Below are 23,652 nucleotides of genomic sequence, written 5' to 3'. Positions count from 1 at the left end.
CGAGCAGTCGCTCATCTGTTGTCGTTTTCTCTGATCGCGGAGCCTGACTTGTACTTCACCGACCGTGGCATCGAGGAGCTGGAGAAGCGGCGCGGCGAGGAGGAAGTCACCTTCGAGTGGCTCGCCGAGCAGCTCCGCACCTTCGTGGACCTCAACCCGGACTTCGAGGTCCCGGTGGAGCGCCTGGCGACCTGGCTGGCCCGCCTGGACGACGAGGACGAGGACGAGTAGAGCCCGTCTTCCGACGCCCTCAGCCCGGCGCCGGCCCGGCGTCGGCGGCCCGCACCCTGTCATAGGCAAGTCCCAGAGAGCCGTGGACCAGCAGGAGCGCGCCGGCCACGGCCCATCCCCCGCTGCGCCGCCGTACGGCCCATGCCGCAAGCGGCAGCCCCGCGGCCATCTGCGCCACCGCGAGCGCGCGTGCCCGGGGTCCTCGCAGCCAGGGGCCGAAGGGCCCCCGCTCGACGACGTCCAGCTCCGCGCGCACCGCGTCCCGCCACCCGGACCACTCGATCTCCCGCACTCCCGGCGCCACGCGTGCCACCGTGCGCAGCCGGTCCGCGGGTTCGCCGGGGCCGAGGCCGGCCGGGAGGGCCACCTGTGCCCGCGCGAGGACTGCGAGCAGCCCCAGGAGCCGCGCACGGGCGTCGGACTCCGTGTCGGGGCGCCCCAGGGCCTCCAGGGCCTGCATGTCCAGTACGGGGTCGAGGCCGAGCCGGGCGGCGAAGGTCCGTAGCGCCTCGTCCTCGCCCACGGGCGTCCCGTTCGCCAGCCACACGTACTCGACGGTGCGGCGGAAGCCCGCGGCGAGGGTGCAGCCCGAGCGGTCGGAGTCCCACCACAGCGCGAGCACGGGCCAGGTCGCCCCGACGGCGAGCGCGGTGGCCCACCCCGTGAGCACCCGGTCCACCGGTTCGTCACCGTGCACCCAGGGTTTGCCCTCGGGCACGAGCACGCTCCACTCGCGCCCCGCCGGGGCGAGCAGCATCTGTTCGCGCAACAGGCGGGCGGCGGGCTCGACCGCGTCGGGTTCGGCCCGGCAGAGCAGCAGCGCACCGGCGGCGGCATGCTCGAAAGCTTCGGACGACATGGCCCCACGCTAGGTCAAATCACCATATTTGGCGCAGAGAAGCGGAGGTGTCTTGACTTTCCGTGACCGCGATATATCGTGTCTTGCAGAGACGCGATATGGCGCGTTGCCGCACAGCAGTCCAGCACGCCGAGGAGGTCAGCCCGATGTCAGAGTGGTCCGTCGCCGAGCCCCAGAAGCTCACGTTCGACGCCCCCGTGAAGACCCTCCACGTGCGCGTGGTCAACGGAACGGTGAACGTCGTGGGCACCGACGAAGTTTCCGCCCGCCTGGAGGTCTCCGAGATCGAGGGGCCGCCCCTGACCGTCACCCAGGCCGACGGCGTGCTGACCGTCGCCTATGACGACCTGCCCTGGAAGGGCTTCCTCAAGTGGCTCGACCGCAAGGGCTGGCGCCGCAGCGCGGTGGTCTCCCTGGCTGTTCCCGCGGGCACCCGCGTCGAGGTGGGCGTGGTCGGCGCGGGCGCCGTGGTCTCGGGGATCGAGGGGAGCACGGAGGTCAAGGGGGTCACCGGGGACACGACCTTCGTCGGCCTCTCGGGCCGGGTCCGCGCCGACACGGTCTCGGGCAGCGTGGAGGCCCAGGGCATCACCGGCGACCTGCGCTTCAACTCCGTCTCCGGTGATCTGACGGTCTTCGAGGGAGCGGGCTCCTCCGTCCGGGCCGATTCGGTGAGCGGCTCGATGATCGTGGACCTCGACCCGGCGGGCGTGCCGGCCGACATCGGCCTGACGAACGTCTCGGGCGAGATAGCGATCCGGTTGCCCCATCCGACGGACACGGACGTCGAGGCGAACACCGCGAGCGGCACGGTGTCCAACGCGTTCGAGGATCTGCGGGTCAGCGGCCAGTGGGGGGCGAAGAAGATCACCGGCCGCCTGGGATCGGGCAGCGGAAAGCTCAGGGCGACGACGGTGTCGGGGTCCATCGCACTGCTGCGCAGGCCACCGTCGGACGAGGCTCCGCCGGGCGCCTCGCCCCAGGACACTCCCCCGACCGACGACGCCGCCCCGACCGACAAGAAGGTGCTCTGAGATGGCCCCCGTGTTCGCCCATGGCCGACTGCGCCTGTATCTGCTGAAGCTCCTCGACGAGGCGCCGCGCCACGGCTATGAGGTCATCCGCCTCCTGGAGGAGCGCTTCCAGGGCCTTTACGCGCCTTCGGCGGGCACGGTCTACCCGCGCCTGGCGAAGCTGGAGGCCGAGGGCCTGGTCACGCACACCACGGAAGGCGGCCGGAAGGTGTACGCCATCACGGACGCGGGCCGCGCCGAACTGGCCGACCGCAGCGGTGAGCTGGCCGACCTGGAGCTGGAGATCCGCGACTCCGTCGCCGAGCTCGCCGCGGAGATCCGGGACGGTGTGCGGGGCGCGGCCGGTGAGCTCCGCCGGGAGATGCGGGAGGCGGCCAAGGAGGCGCGCGCGTCCGGTGGCGGGGCCGAGGGCAAGAGCGGGGGCAGGAGCGGGGCGGGTTCTGGAGCCGGCTCCGGCAGGCCCTTCCCCGACCCCTCGGACTTCTTCGACGGCTCCTGGGGCGACAAGGAGGGCTGGCGCCAGGCCAAGGAGGAGTTCAAGCGCGCCAGGACGGAGTGGAAGGAGCAGGCCAGGCGGGCGAAGGACGAGACCCGCAGGGCACGCGAGGACGCCCAGCGCGCCCGCCGCCAGGCAGAGGACGCGCAGGAGACGGCGCGCGCCCAGGTTCAGGAGGAGGTGCAGCGCATCGCGCGGCGCGTCCAGGACCAGGTGCAGGACCACTTCACGCGGGGCGACTGGCCGACCGGTGTGCGCGAGGGCCTGACGGAACTGGCCAAGGAGTTCGGCGACTTCGGCAAGGATCTCGGGAAGGACCTGGGCAAGGACTTCGGTGACTTCGGCCGCAAGGGGCCTCGGTCCACCGCCGAGGAGCCCAAGTTCACCGCGGCCCCCGAGGACGGGGTCCCCACGGAGTACGTCCCGGAGTGGGCCCAGGAGGACACCACCGGCAACCCGGCACGGGACCTGGACCGCCTCCTGGACCGCTTCCGTGACGACATCCGCGACACCGCCAGGGACCACGGCGTGACGGAGGACCAACTGCGGGACGCCCGCCATCACTTGTCGTCGGCGGCGGCCCACATCGCCGCGGCACTGCGCACGCCGAAGGGCTGACCCGGGGGCACCGAGGCCACCGGCCGCCTACACGGGGCCGGGGCCTGAGCCGGCCCCGTACAGCACCCGCTCCACCGACTCGTGGGTCACGCCATGGTCCGCGAGCACCTCGCTGACGATGCCGGGGCGGACGGTCAGGGCGAACAGGATGTGCTCGTCGCCGATCTGCCGGTCCCTGCGGGCGGTGGCCATGCGCAGGGACTTCACCAGGGTGTCCTTGGCCTCGCGGGTGAACGGCCGGTGCCCGCTCCAGCTCCGGCCGGGGCGCCCGGCCCTGCGCCCGCCCGCCAGCGCACCGGCGCCATGGGCCTCTTCGACCCGGGAGACGATCTCGGAGACGTCGATGCCGAGACCCGCCAGCGCCTCCGTGTCGGCCTGCGAGAGGCCCCCGCGGCGTCGCGCCTCGCCCAGGGCACCCTCGATCGAGTCGCGGCGGCGCGTGGCCCCGAGCGAGGCCAGGGCGAAGGACGCCCGGCTCGCCTCTCGGTCGAGCAGCGCGAGGAGCATGTGCCCGTCGTCGACGGAGGCCGCGCCTTCCCCCTCGGCGTGCTCGACCGCGCCCTTGACGACGGCGCGGGCGTCCTTCGTGAACCGCTCGAACATCACTGCCTCCCGTACTTCTTGTGCACGGCCTGCCTGCTCACTCCGAGCTCCGCGGCGATCCCCTGCCACGACCAGCCCTGCCGGCGCGCACTGCGCACCTGCACGGCCTCCAACTGCTCCACCAGCCTCCGCAGCGCGGAGACGGCCCGCAGTCCGACGCGTGGGTCACGGTCACCCGCCCGCTCGGCGAGATCCGTAGCTTCGGTCATGCATGTCAACTTACGTTGACAGGGAGACATTGTCAACCAATGTTGACACCCGGGTTCAGGCGCCTTCGAGCACGATCTTCCCGAACAGGTCGCCCGACTGGAGGCGCTCGAAGCCCTCGCGCGCCCGGTCGAGCGGCAGCACCTCGTCGATGACGGGACGGACGCCCGTGGCCGCGCAGAAGGCCAGCAGGTCCTCCAGTTCGTCCTTGGTCCCCATCGTCGAACCGACGATCTTCAGCTCCAGGAAGAAGATCCGGGTCAGCTCCGCGTGCGAGGGCCGGTCACCACTGGTCGCCCCCGAGATCACCAGAGTGCCGCCCGGCTTGAGGGACTTGACGGAGTGCGACCACGTCGCCGCCCCCACCGTCTCGATGACGGCGTCCACCCGCTCCGGCAGCCGCGCGCCGGACTCGACGGCCTCCACCGCGCCCAGCTCCAGGGCCCGCTTCCGCTTGGCCTCGTCGCGGCTCGTGGCGAAGACCCGCAGCCCCGCGGCCTTGCCGAGCACGATCGCGGCCGTCGCGACACCGCCGCCGGCGCCCTGGACGAGGACCGAATCCCCGGGACGCACCCCGGCGTTGGTGAAGAGCATGCGGTACGCGGTGAGCCACGCCGTCGGCAGGCAGGCCGCCTCGGCGAACGACAGGTCCTTCGGCTTCGGCAGCAGATTCCAGGTGGGGACGGCGACCTGCTCGGCGAACGTCCCCTGGTACTTCTCGGTCAGGATGGAGCGGCTCTCCGCGGGACCGACCCCATGGCCGGTCTGGCCGATGACGGAGTGCAGGACGACCTCGTTGCCGTCCTCGTCGATCCCCGCGGCGTCGCAGCCGAGGATCATCGGCAGCCTCCCCTCGGGGAGACCGACCCCGCGCAGGGACCACAGGTCGTGATGGTTGAGGGAGGCGGCCCGGACGTTCACGGTCGACCAGCCGGGCCTGGGGTCGGGGGCGGGACGCTCCCCCAACTCAAGGCCGCTGAGCGGCTGGTCACGGTCGATGCGGGCGGCGTAGGCAGCGAACATGTGGCAGACGATAGGCGTGCGGCCTACCCGCACGTAACCACGCACGACTGTGACACGCGCCGCGCCCCCGCCCCGTACGCAACACGTGCGTACGAGACGGGGGCGCGGGTCACGACGGGCGGCGCACCACTCAGCGGCGAGCCACGCCCTCGGCCCGGGCGGCAGCCGCAACGGCCGCGGTGACCGCCGGGGCGACCCGCTCGTCGAACGGCGAGGGGATCACGTAATCGGCGGAGAGCTCGTCGCCCACCACACCGGCCAGCGCCTCGGCCGCGGCGATCTTCATCGTCTCGGTGATCCGCGAGGCCCGCACCTGCAGCGCGCCCGCGAAGATGCCCGGGAAGGCAAGCACGTTGTTGATCTGGTTCGGGTAGTCCGAGCGCCCGGTCGCGACGACGGCCGCGTACTTGTGGGCGATGTCGGGGTGCACCTCGGGGTTCGGGTTGGCCATGGCGAACACGAACGAGTTCGGCGCCATGGAGGCGACCGCGGGCTCGGGGACGGTGCCGCCCGAGACGCCGATGAACACGTCCGCACCCGCGAGGGCGCTCTCCAGCGAACCGCTGAGCCCGGCCTTGTTGGTGATCTCCGCGAGCTCACGCTTGACCGGGGTGAGGTCGTCCCGGTCCCGGCTCACGACGCCCTTGCGGTCCGCGACCGCCACATCGCCGAGCCCCGCTTCCAGCAGGAACTTGGCGATGGCGACACCGGCCGCACCCGCACCGGAGATCACGGCACGCAGCTCACCGAGCGTGCGCCCGGTCAGCCGTGCCGCGTTCCGCAGCGCTGCGAGCGTGACGACCGCCGTGCCGTGCTGGTCGTCGTGGAAGACCGGAATGTCGAGCCGCTCCTGGAGCTTGCGCTCGATCTCGAAGCAGCGCGGGGCCGAGATGTCCTCGAGGTTGACGCCGCCGAAGGACGGCGCGAGCCGCACCACGGTCTCGACGATCTCGTCCGCGTCCGTCGTCGCGAGCGCGATCGGGACCGCGTCCACGCCGCCGAACTGCTTGAAAAGAATGGCCTTGCCCTCCATCACGGGGAGGGAGGCCTCGGGGCCGATGTCACCGAGGCCGAGCACGGCCGTGCCGTCGGTGACCACGGCCACGACGTTCGACTTCCATGTGTAGTCGTTCACCAGCTCCGGCTGCTCGGCGATCGCGGTGCACACTTTCGCGACGCCGGGCGTGTACGCCAGGGACAGGTCGTCCTTGTCCCGCACGGGCACGGTGGCCTGCACGGCCATCTTGCCGCCACGGTGCAGCGCGAACGCCGGATCGAAGGGCTCTTCAGCGCCTTCGTGACCCGTATTGCTGTCGCTGCGAGGATTGACGATCTCCGCTGCCACTTGTCTTACCCCTTAAGTCTTAAATCATCAGTTGAGGGTGTCCACTCCTGGTTGAGAAGTGGGCGGGCACCGCGTCTGTTCCCCGCCTGTCGGCGGAGGGAGGTACAGACACGCGAGCGCGCCGCACACGCGCTCTGGGCCCCGGATGAGGGGTGTAACGCACCTTTCTACCTGACGGTGCTCGGCCTGGGCGAGTGGGATTGGTTACCTGAGGTGCCCTTGACTGTTGTAGTGGTCCCACAAGAACGGGAGACGGGCCCACGGCGGGCCGGTCCCCGGATTTTTCGTGGCGAGCCCGTCACCGGTCCACATCGCGAGATTCACCCGGGATTCACCGAAGATCTCAAATGGCGGTACTTCGTTCCGGGCCGGTACGGCCCTGTTGTCCCGGCCTGTCTGGGTTGCCAGGTCACCCGTTATCCGATTTTGACATCTCTGGCACCCAGAATCGGACGGTCCGAATGGCAAGATGCGGTCATCACACGAGGTCGCGACACCCGAAGGTGTGTGCACGACCGCTCGGCAACTCCCTCATCCGCCGGAGGACCCTCATGACCGCACGCTCCATTTGTCGTACCACCGCCGGTAAGTCCGCGAAGTCACGGATGGCCACGGTCGGCGCGATCGCGGTCGCCGGCGCGCTGCTGCTGACCGGCTGCGGTGACCAGACCAAGAGCAAGGACGAGGGCGGCGAGAAGGTGAGCAACGCACCGCTCGCCGACAAGCTCCCCAAGGACATCCGTGACGCGGGTGTCATCAAGGTCGGTTCGGACATCGCGTACCCGCCCGTCGAGTTCAAGGACAAGTCCGGCAAGACGGTCGGCATCGACCCCGACCTCGGCGACGCCCTCGGCAAGCAGCTCGGCGTGGAGTTCCAGTTCGACAACGGCACCTTCGACACGCTGCTCGGCGGTCTGCGCTCCAAGCGCTACGACCTCGCGATGTCGGCCATGACCGACACCAAGAACCGCCAGGAAGGCGTCGACGAGGAGACCGGCAAGAAGATCGGTGACGGCGTCGACTTCGTCGACTACTTCACGGCCGGCGTCTCGATCTACACCAAGAAGGGCGACGACCAGGGCATCAAGACCTGGGGCGACCTCTGCGGCAAGAAGATCGTCGTCCAGCGCGGCACCGTCTCGCACGACCTGGCCAAGGCCGAGTCGAAGAAGTGCAAGAGCGGCAAGAAGATCACCATCGAGTCCTTCGACAACGACCAGCAGGCCCAGACCCGGCTGCGCTCCGGCGGCGCCGACGCCGGCTCGTCCGACTTCCCGGTCGCCGCGTACGCGGTGAAGACCTCGGGCGGCGGCAAGGACTTCGAGCTGGTCGGCGAGCAGGTCGAGGCCGCTCCGTACGGCATCGCGGTGTCCAAGAAGAACCCCGAGCTGCGTGACGCGATCAATGCCGCGCTCGACGCGATCATCAAGAACGGCGAGTACGACAAGATCATCTCGAAGTGGGGCGTCGAGGACGGCGCGGTCAAGGAAGCCCAGATCAACGGCGGCAAGTGACCGCGTAAAACGTCTCGCCGCTGAAAGGCCACTCCCGTGACAACCGACATCTCCAAGAAGGGGCCGGAGGACACACCCCCGTCCTCCCACCCCGAGGCCATCAAGGCCATCCCGGTCCGGCACTACGGCCGGTACGTCGCCGCTGTCGTCGCCATCGCGGCGCTCGCCGCGATCGTCTACGCGTTCTCCCAGGGCGACATCAACTGGAACGCGATCCCCGAGAACTTCTTCGACGACCGCATCCTCAAGGGCGTCCGCGAGACCCTGATCCTGACCGCCCTGTCGATGCTCATCGGCGTGGTCGGCGGCGTCATCCTTTCGGTGATGCGGATGTCGAGGAACCCGGTGACCTCGTCGATCGCCTGGTTCTACATCTGGTTCTTCCGCGGTACGCCGGTCCTGGTCCAGCTCTTCGTCTGGTTCAACCTCGGCTTCGTCTTCGACTACGTGAACCTCGGCCCCGTCTACAAGGACGAGTGGTCGGACTTCATGACGCCGTTCCTGACGGCGCTGCTCGGCCTGGGTCTCAACGAGGCCGCGTACATGGCGGAGATCTGCCGCGCCGGTCTGCTCTCGGTCGACGAGGGGCAGACCGAGGCCTCGCACGCGCTCGGCATGAGCCACGGCAAGACGCTGCGCCGGGTCGTGCTCCCGCAGGCGATGCGCGTGGTCGTGCCGCCGACGGGCAACGAAGTCATCAACATGCTGAAGACGACGTCGCTGGTCGCGGCGGTCCAGTACTACGAGCTCCTGCGGTACGCGCAGGACATCGGCACCTCGTCCGGCGCGACGGTGGAGACCCTGCTGCTCGCCGCGTGCTGGTACCTGATCATGACGTCGATCCTCAGCGTCGGGCAGTACTACCTGGAGCGCTACTACGCACGCGGTTCGTCGCGCTCCCTGCCTGACACCCCGTTCCAGAAGATCAAGGCCAACATGTTGTCGCTCGGCAACCGCGCGGGAGGTGTGCGCTGATGACCACCGCCATGGTGAAGTCCGAGGGCGTCCACAAGTCCTTCGGCCACGTCGAGGTCCTCAAGGGCATCGACCTCGAAGTCAAGTCGGGCGAGGTCTTCTGCCTCATCGGCCCGTCCGGCTCCGGCAAGTCGACGTTCCTGCGCTGCATCAACCACCTGGAGAAGGTCAACGCCGGCCGGCTCTACGTCGACGGCGAGCTGGTCGGCTACCGGCAGAAGGGAGACAAGCTGTACGAGCTCAAGGACAGCGAAGTCGCCCTCAAGCGCCGGGACATCGGCATGGTCTTCCAGCGCTTCAACCTCTTCCCGCACATGACGGCCCTGGAGAACGTCATGGAGGCGCCGGTCCAGGTCAAGGGCGAGACGAAGGCGGCGGCGCGGGAGCGTGCCGGGCAGCTTCTGGAGCGGGTCGGCCTCGCCGACAAGGCGAAGAACTACCCCTCGCAGCTCTCCGGCGGCCAGCAGCAGCGCGTGGCCATCGCCCGCGCGCTCGCGATGGAGCCGAAGCTGATGCTCTTCGACGAGCCGACGTCAGCGCTCGACCCCGAGCTCGTCGGTGACGTCCTCGACGTCATGCGCGACCTCGCGGAGTCCGGCATGACGATGGTCGTCGTCACGCACGAGATGGGCTTCGCCCGCGAGGTCGGCGACAGCCTCGTCTTCATGGACGAGGGCGTCGTGGTCGAGTCCGGCAACCCGCGCGACGTCCTGACGAACCCGCAGCACGAGCGGACGCAGTCCTTCCTGTCGAAGGTCCTGTAACGCGTACGTACGTCGAAGGGGCGGTACGGATCCTCGATCCGTACCGCCCCTTCGTGTTCCGCTACTTGAGGCCGAGCACCATCGCGTCCGACGGCGACGACCACACCGTCCGCGCCTCGCCGAAACCCGCGTCGCGCAACGTCCGCGCGTGCCACTCGGGCGAGGGGGTGTCGCCGTCCGCGTGCTCGCCGTAGATCTCGAAGCGCCTGGCGGTGGGGCCCGCGAGCACCGGGTCCTTGGCGGCGAGGTCCCACCAGTCGCGCCAGTCCAGGGCGCCCTCGGCCTTGGCCCGGTCCATGCGGGCGTGCCGCTGGGCGCGGTCGGCGTCGTTCAGGCGGGGCGTCGCGGGGTCGGGCATGTGGTCGGCGTTCAGGAAGACGCCGCCGTCCCGCACGAGCCCCGCGAGCTGGACGTAGAGCACGGTGAGGGGCTCGCTGTGCAGCCAGTGCAGGGCGGTGGCGGTGAGGACGGCGTCGTACGAGTCGTACGGGAGCTGGGCCGTCCACTCCGGGTCCTTGAGGTCGGCGGTCACGAACGTGACGCGGTCGTCCCCGGCGAAGGTGCCCTCGGCGATGGCCAGGAGCGCGGGGTCGAGGTCGACGCCCGTGCTGACCGCCTTCGGGAACCTCTTGAGCAGCCGGTCCGTAATACTCCCCGTACCGCACGCGAGGTCGAGGACGCGCGGTTCGGTGCCGACCACGGCCTCGACCATGTCCAGCATGACCCTGAACCGCTCCTCGCGGTCCGGCAGATACCACTCCTGCTGGCGGTCCCAGCTGTCCTGCCAGGCGCGCCAGTCGGCCGTGGACACCGTTTCCGTCATGAGAAGCCCTCCCGTACGTAATACGCTCTCGTAATACCCTAGAAGCACGCGCAACTGTTACTCACGCACCTGACGAAGATAGCCCGCCCCGGTAAGGACTACAAGTGGAACTGGCCTATTACTCGGACTACGCCGTACGTCTGGTCAACAGCGAGGAGCCGGGTCGCAACAAGGACACGCTCACGTCGGTCGAGGCGGTCCGTGAGCTGTTCGTGGGCAGTTCGCAGGCGGCACGGCGCGCCACGGACTCCGATGTCACCCGCTTCCGTTCGGTGCGGGCCAGGCTGAGGGCGGTCTTCGAGGCGGCCGACGGCGGCGACGAGACCCTCGCGGTCGACCTGCTGAACTCACTGCTCATGGAGTTTCCGGTCAGCCCGCAGATCTCGGGGCACGACCATCGCGACGACGACGGTCACCCGCTGTGGCACATGCACCTGGCCGACCACCCGTCGAACGCGACGTCCGGCTACGCGGCGATCGCCGCCATGGGCCTGGCCTTCCACCTCACCGAGCACGGGGTGGACCGCCTGGGCCTGTGCGAGGCAGCGCCGTGCCGCAACGCCTATCTCGACACGTCGACGAACCGCTCCCGGCGTTACTGCTCGGACCGCTGCGCGACCCGCGCGAACGTGGCCGCCTACCGCGCCCGCAAGCGCCTGGAGACGGAGCGGTCGGCCAGCACCGGGCGCGCGGCCGACACGGCCCAGCGCAGCAGGGTGAACGGCGAGCGCTGACCGGAGCCGAACTGGGGCGGGCGGTAGCGGAACCACACCTTCCCCAGGACGAGTTCCTCGGGCACCGTGCCGTAGTCCGTGCTGTCGCCTCCCGCGTACGTGTTGTCCCCGAGCACCCACCAACCGCCCTCGCGCCGCTCGGCGGCCCGCTTGACGACCAACAGGTCCTGCTGGAACGGATGGCGGAGCACCACCACGTCACCCGCTCGGACCCGTGCGCCCCACTGCACCACCAGGCGATCCCCGTGGTACAGCGTGGGCACCATCGAAGGGCCGGTCACCTCGGCCGCGCCCAACGGCAAGATGGCCCTTCTGCGTTCGCTCTCCTGTGACAGCTCCGGCATCCCCGCACCTCCCCGGTCCTATCCTCCACGAGTCCCAGTCTGACCCTGGACTTTTGTCCTAAGCCCATGGGGGCACTCGCGAAAAGCCGTCTCTCACGGAGTAATGTCCCACCTGAGAAGACGATCACGAGGAAGGACCGCTGCATGCTTTCCCGCCTGTTTGCCCCCAAGGTAAAGGTCAGCGCCCACTGCGACCTCCCCTGCGGCGTGTACGACCCGGCCCAGGCCCGCATCGAGGCGGAGTCGGTCAAGGCCGTCCAGGAGAAGATGGCCGCCAACGACGACGCGCAGTTCCAGACGCGCGCCATCGGCATCAAGGAGCAGCGCGCGGAGCTCGCGAAGCACCACGTGTCGGTGCTCTGGAGCGACTACTTCAAGCCCCCGCACTTCGAGAAGTACCCGGAGCTGCACCAGCTGGTCAACGACACCCTGAAGGCCCTCTCGGCCGCCAAGGGCTCGTCGGACCCGGCCACGGGCCAGAAGGCGCTCGACTACATCGCCCAGATCGACAAGATCTTCTGGGAGACCAAGAAGGCCTGACCCTCCGGTCGGCTCTTCTGGAGCACGGACGAAAGCACCCGGCATCCGCGCGGAGCCGGGTGCTTTCGCGTTTCCTCAGCCCTGCAGCGCCGCGAGGCCTTTGCGCAGGTCCTCCGCGTTCATCACCGGGTAGACCTCGATCTCCGCGCCGAGATCCAGGAAGAACGGCTCGGCGATGGCCGGGATCTCCGAGCTGTCCTGCATGTCGAAGACGAAGGTGGCGGTGCGCCCGCCGTCACAGGGGCCGAAGTACGCCGCCTCCGGCTTGAGCTGCTCCGTCACCGACTGAATGATCTTCGGCAGCGTGCCGCTCTTGATCGCCTCGTTCGAGACCTGCGTGTCCAGACGTGCTCTCAGCATGACTCTCATGGCTCTCACTTCCTCCCCTCCAGAATCCCGCATCAGGCCCGCTCGTGCAGCGCCGGACTCACCGAGGCATAAATCGGTTGCCGTCGCGCCCTGCCCCCTGTTGCACTCTGCGTACACCCAGACCCGTCAAGGAGACGTAATGCGCCGTTTGTTCATGTCCAGCCAGAAGGGAATTGCCATCAACCCAGAGGACATGACACTCAGTGCATACGTCACGCACGTGCAACACCCTGAACCTGGGAATCCTGGCGCATGTTGACGCCGGCAAGACCAGTCTGACCGAGCGGCTGCTGCACGCCGCCGGTGTCATCGACGAGATCGGTCGCGTCGATGCGGGGAACACCCAGACCGATTCACTGGCCCTGGAGCGGCAGCGCGGCATCACGATCAAGTCCGCCGTCGTCTCCTTCGCCGTCGACGACGTCACCGTCAACCTCATCGACACCCCCGGTCACCCGGACTTCATCGCCGAGGTGGAACGGGTCCTGAGCGTGCTCGACGGTGCCGTGCTCGTCATCTCCGCCGTCGAAGGCGTCCAGGCGCAGACGCGCGTGCTCATGCGGACGCTGCGGCGGCTGCGCATTCCCACGCTCGTCTTCGTGAACAAGATCGACCGACGCGGCGCGCGCCACGAGGACCTGCTCCGCGACATCTCCGAGCGGCTCGTCCCTGACATCGTGCCCATGGGGACGCCTCACGGCCTCGGCGGGCGCGACGCGGCTTTCGTGCCCTTCGCAGACGGTGACCCCTCCTTCACCGCCCGCCTCGTCGACGTACTCGCCGCGCACGACGACGCCCTGCTCGCCGCGTATGTCGAGGACGAGGACGGGCTATCCGGTCGGCGGCTCCGCGCCGAACTCGGCACGCAGACCAAGAAGGCGCTGGTGCACCCGGTGTTCTTCGGCTCGGCCGCCACCGGCGCGGGCGTCGGTGACCTCATCTCGGGCGTAAGGGAGTTGCTGCCCTCCGAGGACGGGAACCCGCTCGCCGACACCCCCGCGTCCGGCACCGTCTTCAAGGTCGAGCGCGGGGACGCCGGGGAGAAGATCGCGTACGTACGGATGTTCGCGGGGACGATCCGCACCCGGGACCGGCTGCCCTTCGGCGACGGACGCGAGGGCAAGGTCACCGCGGTGAGCGTCTTCGACCGCGGCTCGGCGATCCCGCGCGAGGGGGTGGCCGCGGGGCAGATCGGGAAGCTGTGGGGGCTCGGCGACATCCGGATCGGCGACGTCATCGGCGTACCGCACGCGAGGAGGGGCGTCGAAGGGCAGCACTTCTTCGCGCCGCCCACCCTGGAGACCGTCGTCGTGCCCGCACGGCCCGGCGACAGAGGCGCTCTGCACCTCGCGCTCGCCCAGCTCGCCGAGCAGGACCCCTTGATCGACCTGCGCCAGGACGACCTCCGCCAGGAGGTGCACGTGTCGCTCTACGGAGAGGTCCAGAAGGAGGTCATCCAGGCGACCCTCCTCGACGAGTACGGCGTCGATGTCACGTTCCGCGAGACCACGACCATCTGCGTGGAGCGCGTGACCGGCAGCGGTTCGGCCTTCGAGATCATCGACAAGGACGACAACCCCTTCCTCGCCACCGTCGGCCTGCGCGTCGATCCGGGCCCGCCCGGTTCCGGCGTGGAGTTCCGCCTGGAGGTCGAGCTCGGTTCGATGCCGTACGCGTTCTTCCGCGCCGTCGAGGAGTCCGTGCGGGAGGCCCTGCACCAGGGGGTCCACGGGTGGGAGGTCAGCGACTGCGTCGTCACCATGACGCACTCCGGGTACTGGCCGCGCCAGAGCCACGCGCACGGCACCTTCGACAAGAGCATGTCGAGCACGGCCGGGGACTTCCGGCAGCTGACCCCGCTGGTCCTCCTGAGCGCCCTGCGACGGGCGGGCACCGCGGTGCACGAACCGCTGCACCGCTTCCGGCTCAGCGTCCCGGAGGACGTGTTCGGGCTGCTCCTGCCCGCGCTCTCACGCCTCCGCGCGGTCCCGCACACCCAGACGGCGCGCGGAGCCTCGTACGTGGTCGAGGGCGACATCCCGGCGGCCCGCGTGCACGAACTGGAGCAGCTGCTGCCCTCGCTGACACGCGGCGAGGGCGAGCTGGAGTCGGCCTTCGAGCGGTATCAGCCGGTCCGGGGCGAGGCCCCGGACCGGCCGCGGACCGACCGCAATCCCCTCTGCCGCAAGGAGTACCTGCGGGAGGTGGCCGGTGTCCGGCGCTGACGCGACAGGGCCCGAACCCAGGTCAGCTCCGGAACGCGGGCAGGCCGAGGGCACGCACGCGGGCGGGGTCGACAAGGATGTTGAGCTCGACGATCCTGCCGCCGGCGATCGTGAACTCCATGACCGAGACGACCTCGCCGTCCGGCACTCCCACCATGCCGAACCGGCCGTTGACGAGCGCGATCTCGGTGCTCGGCGCCGCCTCCGAGAACATCGCCGCCTGCCCCGCCACCGCCGAAGCGCCCCGCACCAGCTTCGAGAGCCCGGAGGCAAGTTCGCCGGTGTCGGCCCGCAACACCACGTCCGGGTCGAGCAGTTCGAGCAGCGCGTCGAAGTCGCCGCCCCGCGCCGCCGCGAGGAAGGCGCCGACGACCTCGCGCTGACGCACGGGATCGTTGTCGGGGGTGGGCGCCGAGCCCTGCACCCGGCGGCGGGCCCGGCTCGCCAGCTGGCGCGTCGCGGCCGGGGTGCGCTCCACGATCGGGGCGACCTCGTCGAAGGGCACGGCGAACATGTCGTGCAGCACGAAGGCGAGGCGCTCGGCGGGAGCCAGCGTCTCCAGAACGACGAGGAGCGCGAGGCCGACGGAGTCGGCGAGCAGCACCTCCTGCTCGGGGTCGACCACGTCTCCCCAGCTCACCACCGGGTCCGGCACGTGGGTGTCGAGCGAAACCGACAGGGAGTCCTCGCGCCGCGACTGCCGCGTACGCAGCATGTCGAGGCAGATCCGGCCGACGACGGTCGTCAGCCAGCCCCCCAGGTTCGACACCCCGCTGATGTCGGAGCGGCTGAGCCGGATCCAGGCCTCCTGGACCGCGTCGTCGGTCTCGCCGAGCGACCCGAGCATGCGATAGGCGACCGCCTTCAGATGCGGCCGGTGCTCCTCGAACCGGACCGCGAGCGCTTCGCCCTGATCTACTGCTGCTGCTTCGTTCTGGTCCATCTGTCACATTCCCTCGTCGCGGTACGTCAGAGCAAGGACGCACCGTGCGGCCACACTTGGAGGAGAACAGTAATGAACACCGACGCGGCAGGACCCCGTACGCCCGAGCAGCGCAAGCGGGACACCCTGCACCGCCTCACGCACGACGTCGACGCGTGGGTGGCGACCGCCGACGCGGAAAGCGGGACCCCGTACATGGTCCCGCTGTCCTTCTTCTGGGACGGCGAGAGCCTGCTGGTGGCCACTCCCGACACCAGCGTCACCGGCCGCAACCTCCGGGCGACCGGCAAGGCGCGGGTCGGCATCGGGCCGACCCGCGACGTCATCCTGATCGAGGGGGCCGTACGCGCCCTGGGCGAGGACGAGTTGACCCCCGAGGACCGCGACACCTTCGCCGAGCAGACGGGCTTCGACCCCAGCAAACTCGACACCCTCTACACCTACTTCCGCATCACCCCGCAGCGGCTCCAGGCCTGGCGCGAGGCCAACGAGATCCAGGGCCGGGACCTGATGCTGGGCGGGCGCTGGACGGTGGCGTAGGCGGTCCGCGCGCCCCGGGGTCAGTCCCTGCCGAGCACCGGGGCCAGCGCCTCCCGGAGGTCGTCGGGGCCGGTGTAGTGGAGCCCCGTCATGCCGAGCGCGACGGCCGCGTCCACGTTCTCCTTGCGGTCGTCCACGAACAGGCAGCGCTCGGCGGGGATGCCCGCCCGCTCCACGGCGAGTTCGTAGATCCGGCGGTCGGGCTTGACGATGCCGACGTCGGCGCTGCTGACCACGGTGTGCGCCAGGTCGGCGATGCCGAGCTCGGCCAGGTCACCGTCGAGCCACGGGGTCGCGTTCGTCACGAGCGCCACGTGCAGGTGCGCGCGAACCCGTCTGAGCAGGTCCACCACGGTGGCGTCCGCGGAGAAACCGGCCTCGGCGAGCGCGGTGCCCAGGGCGTGCCCGCGCTCGTGGGGCACCCGGTCGGCGAGGCCGTGCGCGATGGCCTGGACCCACTCCTCCTTGCCGATGTGCCCGAGCATCAGCGGCTGATCGGTCTCGGGCGCGAAGGCGATCTCGGCGGTGCTGCCGTGTGGAAGACCGGCGGCGCGCTCCATCTCCTCCACCCGTGTCATGTCGTAGAAGCGGATCACGCCGTCGAGATCGCAGAGCACGGCGTCGAACGGCAGCGGCGGCACCTGCCAGGCGAAACGCAGCTTCTCCTTGGCGTCGGCGCCGATCCGGCCGTAGAAGCGGATCGCGCCCTCGTTCCACGCGGGCGTCTGCCACTGGACCTCGGTGAGGCCGAGGCGACGTGCCTCCGCGGCCACCGCGTCCGTCAGGCGCTCGCCGAGGCCGAGGCCCCGGTGGCCGTCCCGCAGGAAGAGGCAGTCCATGTGGAGGTACTCGGCGCCGTCCCAGGTGGAGATCTCCGGCGCACACGTGGCGTAGCCGACGACGTCGCCGCCGGGCAGCTCGGCCACCAGGCAGCGCAGCCGCGGGTCCGGCATCTCGAAGAGGAGGGTCCGCAGGCGCTGTTCGAGGCCGGGGGCGGGCGGGGCGCCCTTCTCGTACGCGGCGTGCTCGGCGATGAGTTCCACGACGCGCGGGAGGTCGGCGAGGCGTGCGTGGCGTATGCGGGGCGCCGGGTCTTCGTACGTCATCGCAGGTCCCCCTCGATGACGTCCTGGCCCCACGCGGCGAGTCGCTCCGCGAGGCTTCCGCTCCCGTCGAGCACGCACCGCACGTACGCGTCCCGCTCGTGCGTGAGCACGGCCGCCTCCCACACGCAGGGCGCCAGCCCGGCCCGCCCCGGCCTCAGCTCTTCCGGCTCCCCGGCGGGGCCCACGAAGACCGCGAGGTCGGACATGTACCCCTCGATCCAGCTCTGCACGAGGACGTAGTCCCCGTCACCGCCCGCGTGCACGATCAGCACGGCGAGCCCGGTCGAACCTCGGGCCTGGCCGAGCCCCAGGTGCGCCCCCGCGAGCGCGAGCGCGGACTCCTCGTCCCGCCCGGTCACCTTCCGCCCGGGGGCCTCGACGGCGTACGCCTTCACGAGATGCCCGCCGACCTCGCGCACGCCAAGGGGCCGTGCGGTGCGCGCGTGATGGCCGTCGGCGAGCGCGAGCAGCCGCTCACCGTCTACGGCCGACGGAAGTCCAACATCCTCGGTCATGTCCATGCGCCCATGATGCAGATGTCCCGTGCGTCATGGGACGCGGGTGTCCTCAGTCGTCGTCGGAGCGCGCGGGCGCGGGCTCCACCTCGGCCTCGGTCCGGTTCGCCGCGGGTTCGTCGACGCACGCGTCGCATCGCGGGTTGTGGCAAGGGCCGGGTCCCCACACGGGGACGTACGCCCCGAGCACCTTGCGTCGCTTGATGGCCGTACCGACAGGCCGTCCGCAGCTCGCGCACACCGGCTCGCTCCGCGGGCGGGGGCCGGACCGGCTCCCATCGCTGCCCATACGTCCAGGGTAGAGCGGGCCACCCCGGCCGGAAAGCCCGGCCGCCAATTCCTCTTGCGACCGCGTCACCCCCGGCGGATGCCCTCCGTGTCGAACTCCCCCGCCACCACCTGTTGCGCGCACTCCGCGAGCCGCAGCCGGTTCGCGCGGGCGTGGCGCCGGAGTGCCGCGAACGCCTCGTCGACCGTGCACTTCCAGCGTTCGGCGAGCACACCTTTCGCCTGCTCGATGACGATGCGGCTGACGAGCGCCTCCTGCAACTGGCCGCGCTCCGTCTCGCTCTGCTCCAGTGAGCGCCGCTGGAGTATCGCGATCGTGGCGACATCCGCGAGTGCCTGGGCGAGCGCGATCTCGTCGGGCCCCATCACCTGCGGCCGTGCCTGGAAGAGATTCAGCGTGCCGACCGCCTGGTCGCCCTGGTGCAGGGGCAGCACCTGCGTCATGGTGTAGCCCGCTTCCTTGGCCCGCGTCGCGAACTGCGGCCAGGCGATGTTCGCCTCCAGGCCGGTGAGCGCGATGTTCGTGTACGCCGTGCCGGTGCGGTAGCAGTCCAGCGACGGCCCCTCCTCCTGCTGGAGGGCGAACAGATCGAGCACCCAGGCGTGCTCGCCGGAGGCGGCCACGAGCTTCAACTTGCCCTGGGAGTCCGCCAACAGGACGCCCACGGCCGAGACGCCGAGCAGCTCCACGCAGCGCACGGCGAGGCTCTGCAGGAACTCGACGACCTCAAAACTCTCGCTGACGGAGTCGGCCATCTCCACGAAAGCCTCTGCCAGAGCTCGCTCGCGGGACGTGTCGCCGGACACCTCACGGGTCATTTTGCGGGACATGGGGCCTGTTCCCCCTTCGTTGGGCCTACGGCCAACACAGCGGCGCTACAACGACTTTAGGCGAATCGGCCGGTGTCGCCACTGTCCATGGAGAAAGGACGGGGCTCCCGCCACATCGGCCAGAGCTGCGGGCCGTCCGGCAGATCGACGGCTTTTCCCGTGAATTGGAATCCGAGCCGGGTGTAGAGCTCGCGGCTGCGGCTGTTGCTCGCCTCCAGATAGGCGTGCAGCCCATCTTGGTCACAGCGATCGAGTACGGCCGAGATCAGCGCCGAGCCGAGCCCTTCGCCCTGCCGCTCCGGGCTCACGCCGATCATGTGCAGGTACTGGTGGGGCCGGTCGGTCGGGTGCGCCTCGCCGGTCAGCCGGCCGATCTCCTCGATCCGCGCGTTGTCGGGGTCGACGGCGGCGCGCATTCGCGCGGGGCCCTCTTCGCCGCCCTCGTCCTCGCCCGCGGGGACGGACCACCACAGTGCGACGGCCGAGCCGTCCTCGGTGATGTCGACGTGACCCATGTCGAGCGCGAGGTCGAGAAAGGCGTTCATCAGGGCGCCGTGCCTGCGGCGGCGGTGCTCGGGGTCGGGGAAGACCCAGCTGCTCACCGGGTCGTCGTGGAACGCCTCGTCGAGCAGACGGACCGCGTCCGCCCTGTCGCTCTCCCCGGCTCTCCGGATGACTACGCCCACAGCACGCCCCTTCACCCCTCGACCACGCTCAACTGCGTGTACCGCCCCACTGGTTGCTTCTGTTGCAGCCTAGGCGATCGGGGTCCGACACGCGGGTGAGCCCCGCACCCTGACCGGATCTCGGGGGGTACGGGGCTCACGCAACGCGTCGTAGGTCTGCGCAGGACTACGTACGTACGCCTACACACGACTGCCTGCCCGGCGCACGCCTGCGTGCGTTCAGTGCGTACGCCGCGTGACGAACTCCGCGAGTGCCAGCAGGCTGCCCGCGGCCTCCGGAACCGGCACCGCGCCGGCCAGCTGGTTGATCGCGCGGGACATCCGGTCGCCCGCGTGCAGCAGCGCCCAGTCCCTGCCGCCCGCCGCCTCGACGGCGCGCGCCATGCGGTCCAGGTCGCCGTCGGCCGGCGGGCGGCCGTACAGCTCGGCCAGTTCGGCCGCGGCCGGGGTGCCCGAGGCCAGGGCGGCGACCACCGGCAGGGACTTCTTGCGGGCCGCGAGGTCGGCACGGGCCGGCTTGCCCGTGCACCCGGGGTCGCCCCAGATGCCGATGACGTCGTCGATGAGCTGGAAGGCGAGCCCCGCCTCACGCCCGAACCCGTCGAGCGCGTTCACCTCGCTCCTCCCCGCCCCCGCGTACAGCGCGCCCAGCGCGCAGGCGCAGCCGAGCAGGGCCCCCGTCTTGGCCTCGGCCATGGCGAGGCACTCGTCGAGCGTGACGTCGTCGGGGCCGCGCCTCTCCAGCGCGCCGTCCGCCTGCTGGCCCGCGCAGAGCTCCACGACGCAGGCGGCGAGCCGGGCGGCCGCCGCCGGGGCCCCTGGGTGGGGGTCCTCGGCGAGCAGCCGCTGCGCCAGTGCCTGGAGCGCGTCACCGGCCAGGATCGCGTCGGGTTCGCCGAACACGGTCCAGGCGGTGGGCCGGTGCCTGCGGGTGGCGTCGCGGTCGATGACGTCGTCGTGCAGCAGGGTGAAGTTGTGGGTCAGCTCCACCGCCGCCGCGGCCCGGACGGCCCTGGCCTGGTCCCCGCCAAGGGCCCGCACCGCGGCGAGCACGAGCGCGGGCCTGATCGCCTTGCCCGCGTGCCCGGCCGCCGGTGTGCCGTCCGCGTGTTCCCATCCGAAGTGGTAGAGCGCGATACGGCGCATCGCCCCCGGCAGCGAGTCGATCGCCCGGCGCAGCTCCGGGTCGACGCACTCGCGCGCCGACGCCAGGATCTCCGCCGCTTCGGACGCATCGCGCTCCGCGTGCTCCTCGTACTCCGTCATGTCCGTCGTCGTGTCCGTCATGGACTCACCCCGGAGAGGATGCGGACGGTGGCGGTTCCTGGGCCTGCGGGCGCGTACGGAAGAGGTCTACCCGGCCGCGCGCCCGCAGACACGGCCTCATCGCCAGCGGCCGATCTCGACGTTCTCAAGGACGCCCAGCGCGTCCGGCACCAGGACCGCCGCGGAGTAGTAGGTCGACACCAGGTACGAGATGATCGCCTGCTCGCTGATTCCCATGAAGCGCACGGAGAGGCTCGGCTCGATCTCGTCCGGGATGCCGGCCTGGTGGAGGCCGACGACACCCTGTTCCTCCTCGCCCGTACGCATGCAGATGATCGAGGAGGTGCGGGCCTCGGTGACCGGGATCTTGTTGCACGGGAAGATGGGCACCCCGCGCCAGGTGGGGATGCGGTGGCCGCCCATGTCGATGGTCTCCGGCACCAGACCGCGCTTGTTGAGCTCACGGCCGAACGCGGAGATCGCACGCGGGTGGGCCAGGAAGAGCTTCGACCCGCGCCTGCGGCTGAGCAGCTCGTCCATGTCGTCCGGGCTCGGCACGCCGTCGTGCGGCTGCAGCCGCTGCTCGTACTCGCAGTTGTTGAGCAGGCCGAACTCGCGGTTGTTGATGAGCTCGTGCTCCTGGCGCTCCTTGAGCGCCTCGACCGTGAGCCGCAGCTGCTGCTCGGTCTGGTTCATCGGCTGGTTGTAGAGGTCGGCCACGCGCGTGTGGATGCGCAGGACGGTCTGGGCGACGCTCAGTTCGTACTCACGCGGCGCCGATTCGTAGTCGACGTATGTGCCCGGCAGCACGGCCTCGCCGATGTGTCCGGCGGAGAGGTCGATGGGCGCCTCGCCGAACTTGTTGGTGCGCTGGGCCGGGATGGACCGCAGCCGCCGCAGGTGCTCGCGCAGGGAATCCGTGCGCTCGGCGACCTGCTCCAGGTCCTGGCGGGGCAGGGTGAGGACGGTGCACGCGGTGACCGCGCGCGTCGTGTACTCCCAGATGGCCTCCGGGTCGAGCAGTGCCTGCTCGCCGAAGTAGGCGCCGTCGGCGAGCGACCCGAGGACCGTGTCGTCCCCGTAGGGCCCGGTGCCGATCTTCTCGACCCTGCCGTGCGCGAGCAGGAACACCTCGTCGGCCTGGCTGCCGAAGGAGGTGATGACCTCCCCCGCGGCGAACTCCCGCTGCTGGCAGCGCTGGGCCAGCTCCCCCAGGACCTCGACGTCCTCGTAGTCCCGCAGGGTCGGCAGTTCGCCGAGCTCCGCCGGGATGACCTGGACCCGGTCCCCGGTCTTCACGAACGTCACGCGGCCGTCGCCGACCGAGTAACTCAACCTCCGGTTCACTCGATACGTACCGCCCTGCACCTGCACCCATGGCAGCGTCCGCAGGAGCCAGCGGGAGCTGATCTCCTGCATCTGCGGCGCGGACTTGGTGGTGGTGGCCAGATTCCGCGCGGCCGACGTGCCCAAGCTCTGCTGCGGCTCGGCCTGTTCCGCCCGGACCTCTTCGCCTACCGACATTGGCTATGCCCTCCCGATCAAGCGCTGATCTGCGCCGACAACCCTTCCAGCACGGTGAGTACCGGCGCCATTACACAAACGAGCGGGAATGGATCAGGCGAGACGGGGCACCGCGCGGGGAACTCCAAGATCCGCGCATCCGTTGAACGGGACACAACGGCCGATACGCTTCATACCGAAATGCACAGATCAGCACCAATCCGCACCTATGCGTAGGAGACGGCAATGGCAGGCTTCCTGGATCGCGCCAAGGAACAGGCGCAGCGCGGACTCACGCAGGGCAAGCAGAAGATCGACGAGGTCCAGGCGCAGCGCACCGGCGGCGACCTCCTGAAGAAGCTGGGCGCCGCGTATTACGCACAGCAGCACGGCACGGGGACGCCGCAGGCCACGCAGCAGGCCCTGCAGGCGGTCGAGGCGCACATCGCGACGAACGGCGACGCGTTTTTGCACGGCGGCGACCACCGCGGCTGACCAAATCGGCTCGCACGGTGCCCGAACAGCGGCAGATCAGGCCCGAACGGCTGGTTCAGGCACCGTGGTTCCGGTAATAGCGGACATACGAGACGGTCCGCGCCAGGCGGCCGTCGTGCTCCGCAAAGGAGTCGGCCATGGCTCCACCCATGTCCGCGGGCAGCTTCCTCAACGCGCTCAGGGACGAAGGGGTGACCGTCGTCGAAGTCGGCGACTGGCCGCACCACAACCGCAACCACAAGGGGCCGTGGGGGCCCGTGCACGGCGTGATGATCCACCACACGGTCACGTCGGGCAGCCAGCGGACCGTGGAGATCTGCCGTGACGGCTATGCCTCACTGCCCGGTCCGCTCTGCCACGGCGTCATCACCAAGGACGGCCGCGTCCACCTCGTCGGGTACGGCCGCGCCAACCACGCGGGCCTGGGCGACGACGACGTGCTGCGCGCGGTCATCGCCGAGAAGGCGCTCCCGCCGGACAACGAGGCGAACACCGACGGAAACCGCCACTTCTACGGCTTCGAGTGCGAGAACCTCGGCGACGGCGAGGACCCGTGGCCCGATGAGCAGCTGGACGCCATCGAGCGGGTCTCGGCGGCCATCTGCCGCCATCACGGCTGGACCCATCGCTCGGTGATCGGCCATCTCGAATGGCAGCCCGGCAAGATCGACCCCAAGGGCTTCACCATGAACGCGATGCGGGAGCGCATCGAGGAACGCCTCAAGTAGGCCCCCGGGCGGGCCGCCGTACGCGTGCCCGCCGGCACGGCGGCGGG

Annotated in this window: 28 protein-coding genes; 12 read left to right on the top strand and 16 right to left on the bottom strand. The window is 70.2% G+C overall.

Annotation, left to right across the window (positions count from 1 at the left end):
• The first annotated feature begins 48 nt into the window (after positions 1 to 48).
• Entirely contained in the window at positions 49 to 231 is a 183-nt protein-coding gene (locus AB0I66_RS20225) for a DUF6104 family protein (protein WP_003961784.1), read from the top strand.
• A gap of 19 nt (positions 232 to 250) precedes the next feature.
• Here the strand turns inward: AB0I66_RS20225 and AB0I66_RS20220 are convergent, their stop codons facing one another.
• Positions 251 to 1,090 carry a hypothetical protein gene (locus AB0I66_RS20220; protein ID WP_363209227.1) on the bottom strand — a complete coding sequence of 280 codons (840 nt, stop codon included), beginning with the start codon at positions 1,088 to 1,090 and terminating at the stop codon, positions 251 to 253.
• 146 nt (positions 1,091 to 1,236) lie between these two features.
• Between AB0I66_RS20220 and AB0I66_RS20215 the strand changes: the two genes are divergently transcribed.
• Positions 1,237 to 2,124: a DUF4097 family beta strand repeat-containing protein gene (locus tag AB0I66_RS20215; protein WP_363209226.1), complete on the top strand. Its 888-nt coding sequence runs from the start codon at positions 1,237 to 1,239 to the stop codon at positions 2,122 to 2,124.
• 1 nt (position 2,125) lies between these two features.
• Positions 2,126 to 3,238, top strand: coding sequence for a helix-turn-helix transcriptional regulator (locus AB0I66_RS20210; protein WP_363209225.1), 1,113 nt, complete (start codon positions 2,126 to 2,128; stop codon positions 3,236 to 3,238).
• 27 nt (positions 3,239 to 3,265) lie between these two features.
• Here AB0I66_RS20210 and AB0I66_RS20205 read toward each other — a convergent pair whose 3' ends face one another.
• The 4 genes from AB0I66_RS20205 to AB0I66_RS20190 form a co-directional block, all read right to left on the bottom strand.
• Entirely contained in the window at positions 3,266 to 3,841 is a 576-nt protein-coding gene (locus AB0I66_RS20205; protein ID WP_363209224.1) for a Clp protease N-terminal domain-containing protein, read from the bottom strand.
• A complete protein-coding gene (locus tag AB0I66_RS20200) occupies positions 3,841 to 4,050 on the bottom strand; it encodes a helix-turn-helix domain-containing protein (RefSeq protein ID WP_361833496.1) in 210 nt (69 codons plus the stop codon). Before AB0I66_RS20200 ends, AB0I66_RS20205 begins: the two co-directional genes overlap by 1 nt.
• 55 nt (positions 4,051 to 4,105) lie before the next feature.
• A complete protein-coding gene (locus tag AB0I66_RS20195; RefSeq protein ID WP_363209223.1) occupies positions 4,106 to 5,071 on the bottom strand; it encodes a zinc-binding dehydrogenase in 966 nt (321 codons plus the stop codon).
• 130 nt (positions 5,072 to 5,201) lie between these two features.
• Positions 5,202 to 6,416: an NADP-dependent malic enzyme gene (locus tag AB0I66_RS20190; RefSeq protein ID WP_363209222.1), complete on the bottom strand. Its 1,215-nt coding sequence runs from the start codon at positions 6,414 to 6,416 to the stop codon at positions 5,202 to 5,204.
• Between the two features lie 551 nt (positions 6,417 to 6,967).
• Here AB0I66_RS20190 and AB0I66_RS20185 point away from each other — a divergent pair.
• Genes AB0I66_RS20185 through AB0I66_RS20175 form a run of 3 tightly spaced genes read left to right on the top strand, consistent with a single transcriptional unit; the run spans position 6,968 to position 9,669 of the window.
• On the top strand, positions 6,968 to 7,930 hold the full coding sequence (locus AB0I66_RS20185) for an ABC transporter substrate-binding protein (protein WP_363209221.1): 963 nt from the start codon (positions 6,968 to 6,970) through the stop codon (positions 7,928 to 7,930).
• Positions 7,931 to 7,966: 36 nt separating this feature from the next.
• Positions 7,967 to 8,905, top strand: coding sequence for an amino acid ABC transporter permease (locus AB0I66_RS20180; protein WP_363209220.1), 939 nt, complete (start codon positions 7,967 to 7,969; stop codon positions 8,903 to 8,905).
• 11 nt (positions 8,906 to 8,916) lie between these two features.
• Complete coding sequence (locus AB0I66_RS20175; RefSeq protein ID WP_363209410.1) at positions 8,917 to 9,669, top strand: amino acid ABC transporter ATP-binding protein; 753 nt, start codon at positions 8,917 to 8,919, stop codon at positions 9,667 to 9,669.
• A 61-nt stretch (positions 9,670 to 9,730) separates the two neighbouring features.
• Here the strand turns inward: AB0I66_RS20175 and AB0I66_RS20170 are convergent, their stop codons facing one another.
• The gene (locus AB0I66_RS20170) at positions 9,731 to 10,492 is read right to left on the bottom strand and encodes a class I SAM-dependent methyltransferase (protein ID WP_363209219.1); all 762 of its coding nucleotides are present in this window, start codon (positions 10,490 to 10,492) and stop codon (positions 9,731 to 9,733) included.
• 104 nt (positions 10,493 to 10,596) lie between these two features.
• Between AB0I66_RS20170 and AB0I66_RS20165 the strand changes: the two genes are divergently transcribed.
• Positions 10,597 to 11,226, top strand: a complete 630-nt coding sequence (locus AB0I66_RS20165; protein ID WP_363209218.1) for a CGNR zinc finger domain-containing protein — start codon at positions 10,597 to 10,599, stop codon at positions 11,224 to 11,226.
• Here AB0I66_RS20165 and sodX read toward each other — a convergent pair.
• Complete coding sequence (gene sodX, locus AB0I66_RS20160) at positions 11,130 to 11,570, bottom strand: nickel-type superoxide dismutase maturation protease (RefSeq protein ID WP_363209217.1); 441 nt, start codon at positions 11,568 to 11,570, stop codon at positions 11,130 to 11,132. The two genes, AB0I66_RS20165 and sodX, sit on opposite strands and share 97 nt — an antisense overlap.
• 144 nt (positions 11,571 to 11,714) lie before the next feature.
• Here sodX and sodN point away from each other — a divergent pair, with 144 nt between their 5' ends.
• On the top strand, positions 11,715 to 12,110 hold the full coding sequence (gene sodN, locus AB0I66_RS20155; RefSeq protein ID WP_160507177.1) for a superoxide dismutase, Ni: 396 nt from the start codon (positions 11,715 to 11,717) through the stop codon (positions 12,108 to 12,110).
• Positions 12,111 to 12,185: 75 nt separating this feature from the next.
• On the opposite strand, the gene AB0I66_RS20150 is transcribed toward sodN, so the two are convergent.
• Positions 12,186 to 12,479 (bottom strand): DUF3303 family protein, encoded by a 294-nt coding sequence (locus AB0I66_RS20150; RefSeq protein WP_363209216.1) that lies wholly within the window; start codon positions 12,477 to 12,479, stop codon positions 12,186 to 12,188.
• A 203-nt stretch (positions 12,480 to 12,682) separates the two neighbouring features.
• Between AB0I66_RS20150 and AB0I66_RS20145 the strand changes: the two genes are divergently transcribed.
• Positions 12,683 to 14,704 carry a translation factor GTPase family protein gene (locus AB0I66_RS20145; RefSeq protein ID WP_363209215.1) on the top strand — a complete coding sequence of 674 codons (2,022 nt, stop codon included), beginning with the start codon at positions 12,683 to 12,685 and terminating at the stop codon, positions 14,702 to 14,704.
• Positions 14,705 to 14,726: 22 nt separating this feature from the next.
• On the opposite strand, the gene AB0I66_RS20140 is transcribed toward AB0I66_RS20145, so the two are convergent.
• Positions 14,727 to 15,647 (bottom strand): sigma-70 family RNA polymerase sigma factor, encoded by a 921-nt coding sequence (locus AB0I66_RS20140; protein ID WP_363209214.1) that lies wholly within the window; start codon positions 15,645 to 15,647, stop codon positions 14,727 to 14,729.
• A 72-nt stretch (positions 15,648 to 15,719) separates the two neighbouring features.
• Here AB0I66_RS20140 and AB0I66_RS20135 point away from each other — a divergent pair, with 72 nt between their 5' ends.
• Positions 15,720 to 16,187: a pyridoxamine 5'-phosphate oxidase family protein gene (locus tag AB0I66_RS20135; protein ID WP_363209213.1), complete on the top strand. Its 468-nt coding sequence runs from the start codon at positions 15,720 to 15,722 to the stop codon at positions 16,185 to 16,187.
• Positions 16,188 to 16,207: 20 nt separating this feature from the next.
• On the opposite strand, the gene AB0I66_RS20130 is transcribed toward AB0I66_RS20135, so the two are convergent.
• The 7 genes from AB0I66_RS20130 to AB0I66_RS20100 all read right to left on the bottom strand — a co-directional run bounded on the left by AB0I66_RS20130 (position 16,208) and on the right by AB0I66_RS20100 (position 22,403).
• On the bottom strand, positions 16,208 to 17,293 hold the full coding sequence (locus AB0I66_RS20130; protein WP_363209212.1) for an HAD-IA family hydrolase: 1,086 nt from the start codon (positions 17,291 to 17,293) through the stop codon (positions 16,208 to 16,210).
• Complete coding sequence (locus tag AB0I66_RS20125) at positions 17,290 to 17,814, bottom strand: hypothetical protein (RefSeq protein WP_363209211.1); 525 nt, start codon at positions 17,812 to 17,814, stop codon at positions 17,290 to 17,292. The genes AB0I66_RS20130 and AB0I66_RS20125 overlap by 4 nt, the downstream gene beginning before the upstream one ends.
• Before the next feature lie 46 nt (positions 17,815 to 17,860).
• Positions 17,861 to 18,097 carry a hypothetical protein gene (locus tag AB0I66_RS20120; RefSeq protein WP_363209210.1) on the bottom strand — a complete coding sequence of 79 codons (237 nt, stop codon included), beginning with the start codon at positions 18,095 to 18,097 and terminating at the stop codon, positions 17,861 to 17,863.
• A gap of 65 nt (positions 18,098 to 18,162) precedes the next feature.
• Positions 18,163 to 18,927, bottom strand: a complete 765-nt coding sequence (locus AB0I66_RS20115) for a GAF and ANTAR domain-containing protein (RefSeq protein ID WP_363209209.1) — start codon at positions 18,925 to 18,927, stop codon at positions 18,163 to 18,165.
• Positions 18,928 to 18,983: 56 nt separating this feature from the next.
• The gene (locus tag AB0I66_RS20110) at positions 18,984 to 19,613 is read right to left on the bottom strand and encodes a GNAT family N-acetyltransferase (protein WP_363209208.1); all 630 of its coding nucleotides are present in this window, start codon (positions 19,611 to 19,613) and stop codon (positions 18,984 to 18,986) included.
• Between the two features lie 219 nt (positions 19,614 to 19,832).
• Positions 19,833 to 20,900 (bottom strand): family 2 encapsulin nanocompartment cargo protein polyprenyl transferase, encoded by a 1,068-nt coding sequence (locus AB0I66_RS20105; protein WP_363209207.1) that lies wholly within the window; start codon positions 20,898 to 20,900, stop codon positions 19,833 to 19,835.
• Between the two features lie 96 nt (positions 20,901 to 20,996).
• On the bottom strand, positions 20,997 to 22,403 hold the full coding sequence (locus AB0I66_RS20100) for a family 2B encapsulin nanocompartment shell protein (protein ID WP_363209206.1): 1,407 nt from the start codon (positions 22,401 to 22,403) through the stop codon (positions 20,997 to 20,999).
• 225 nt (positions 22,404 to 22,628) lie between these two features.
• Here AB0I66_RS20100 and AB0I66_RS20095 point away from each other — a divergent pair, with 225 nt between their 5' ends.
• Together AB0I66_RS20095 and AB0I66_RS20090 are read left to right on the top strand one after the other, a co-directional pair.
• Positions 22,629 to 22,877 carry a hypothetical protein gene (locus AB0I66_RS20095; RefSeq protein WP_363209205.1) on the top strand — a complete coding sequence of 83 codons (249 nt, stop codon included), beginning with the start codon at positions 22,629 to 22,631 and terminating at the stop codon, positions 22,875 to 22,877.
• 137 nt (positions 22,878 to 23,014) lie between these two features.
• Positions 23,015 to 23,605 (top strand): N-acetylmuramoyl-L-alanine amidase, encoded by a 591-nt coding sequence (locus tag AB0I66_RS20090; protein WP_363209204.1) that lies wholly within the window; start codon positions 23,015 to 23,017, stop codon positions 23,603 to 23,605.
• The last annotated feature ends 47 nt before the right edge of the window (positions 23,606 to 23,652 follow it).

The sequence above is a fragment of the Streptomyces sp. NPDC050439 genome (assembly GCF_040655335.1).
Lineage (GTDB): Bacteria > Actinomycetota > Actinomycetes > Streptomycetales > Streptomycetaceae > Streptomyces.
This window is presented reverse-complemented; position numbering and strand designations above follow the sequence as displayed.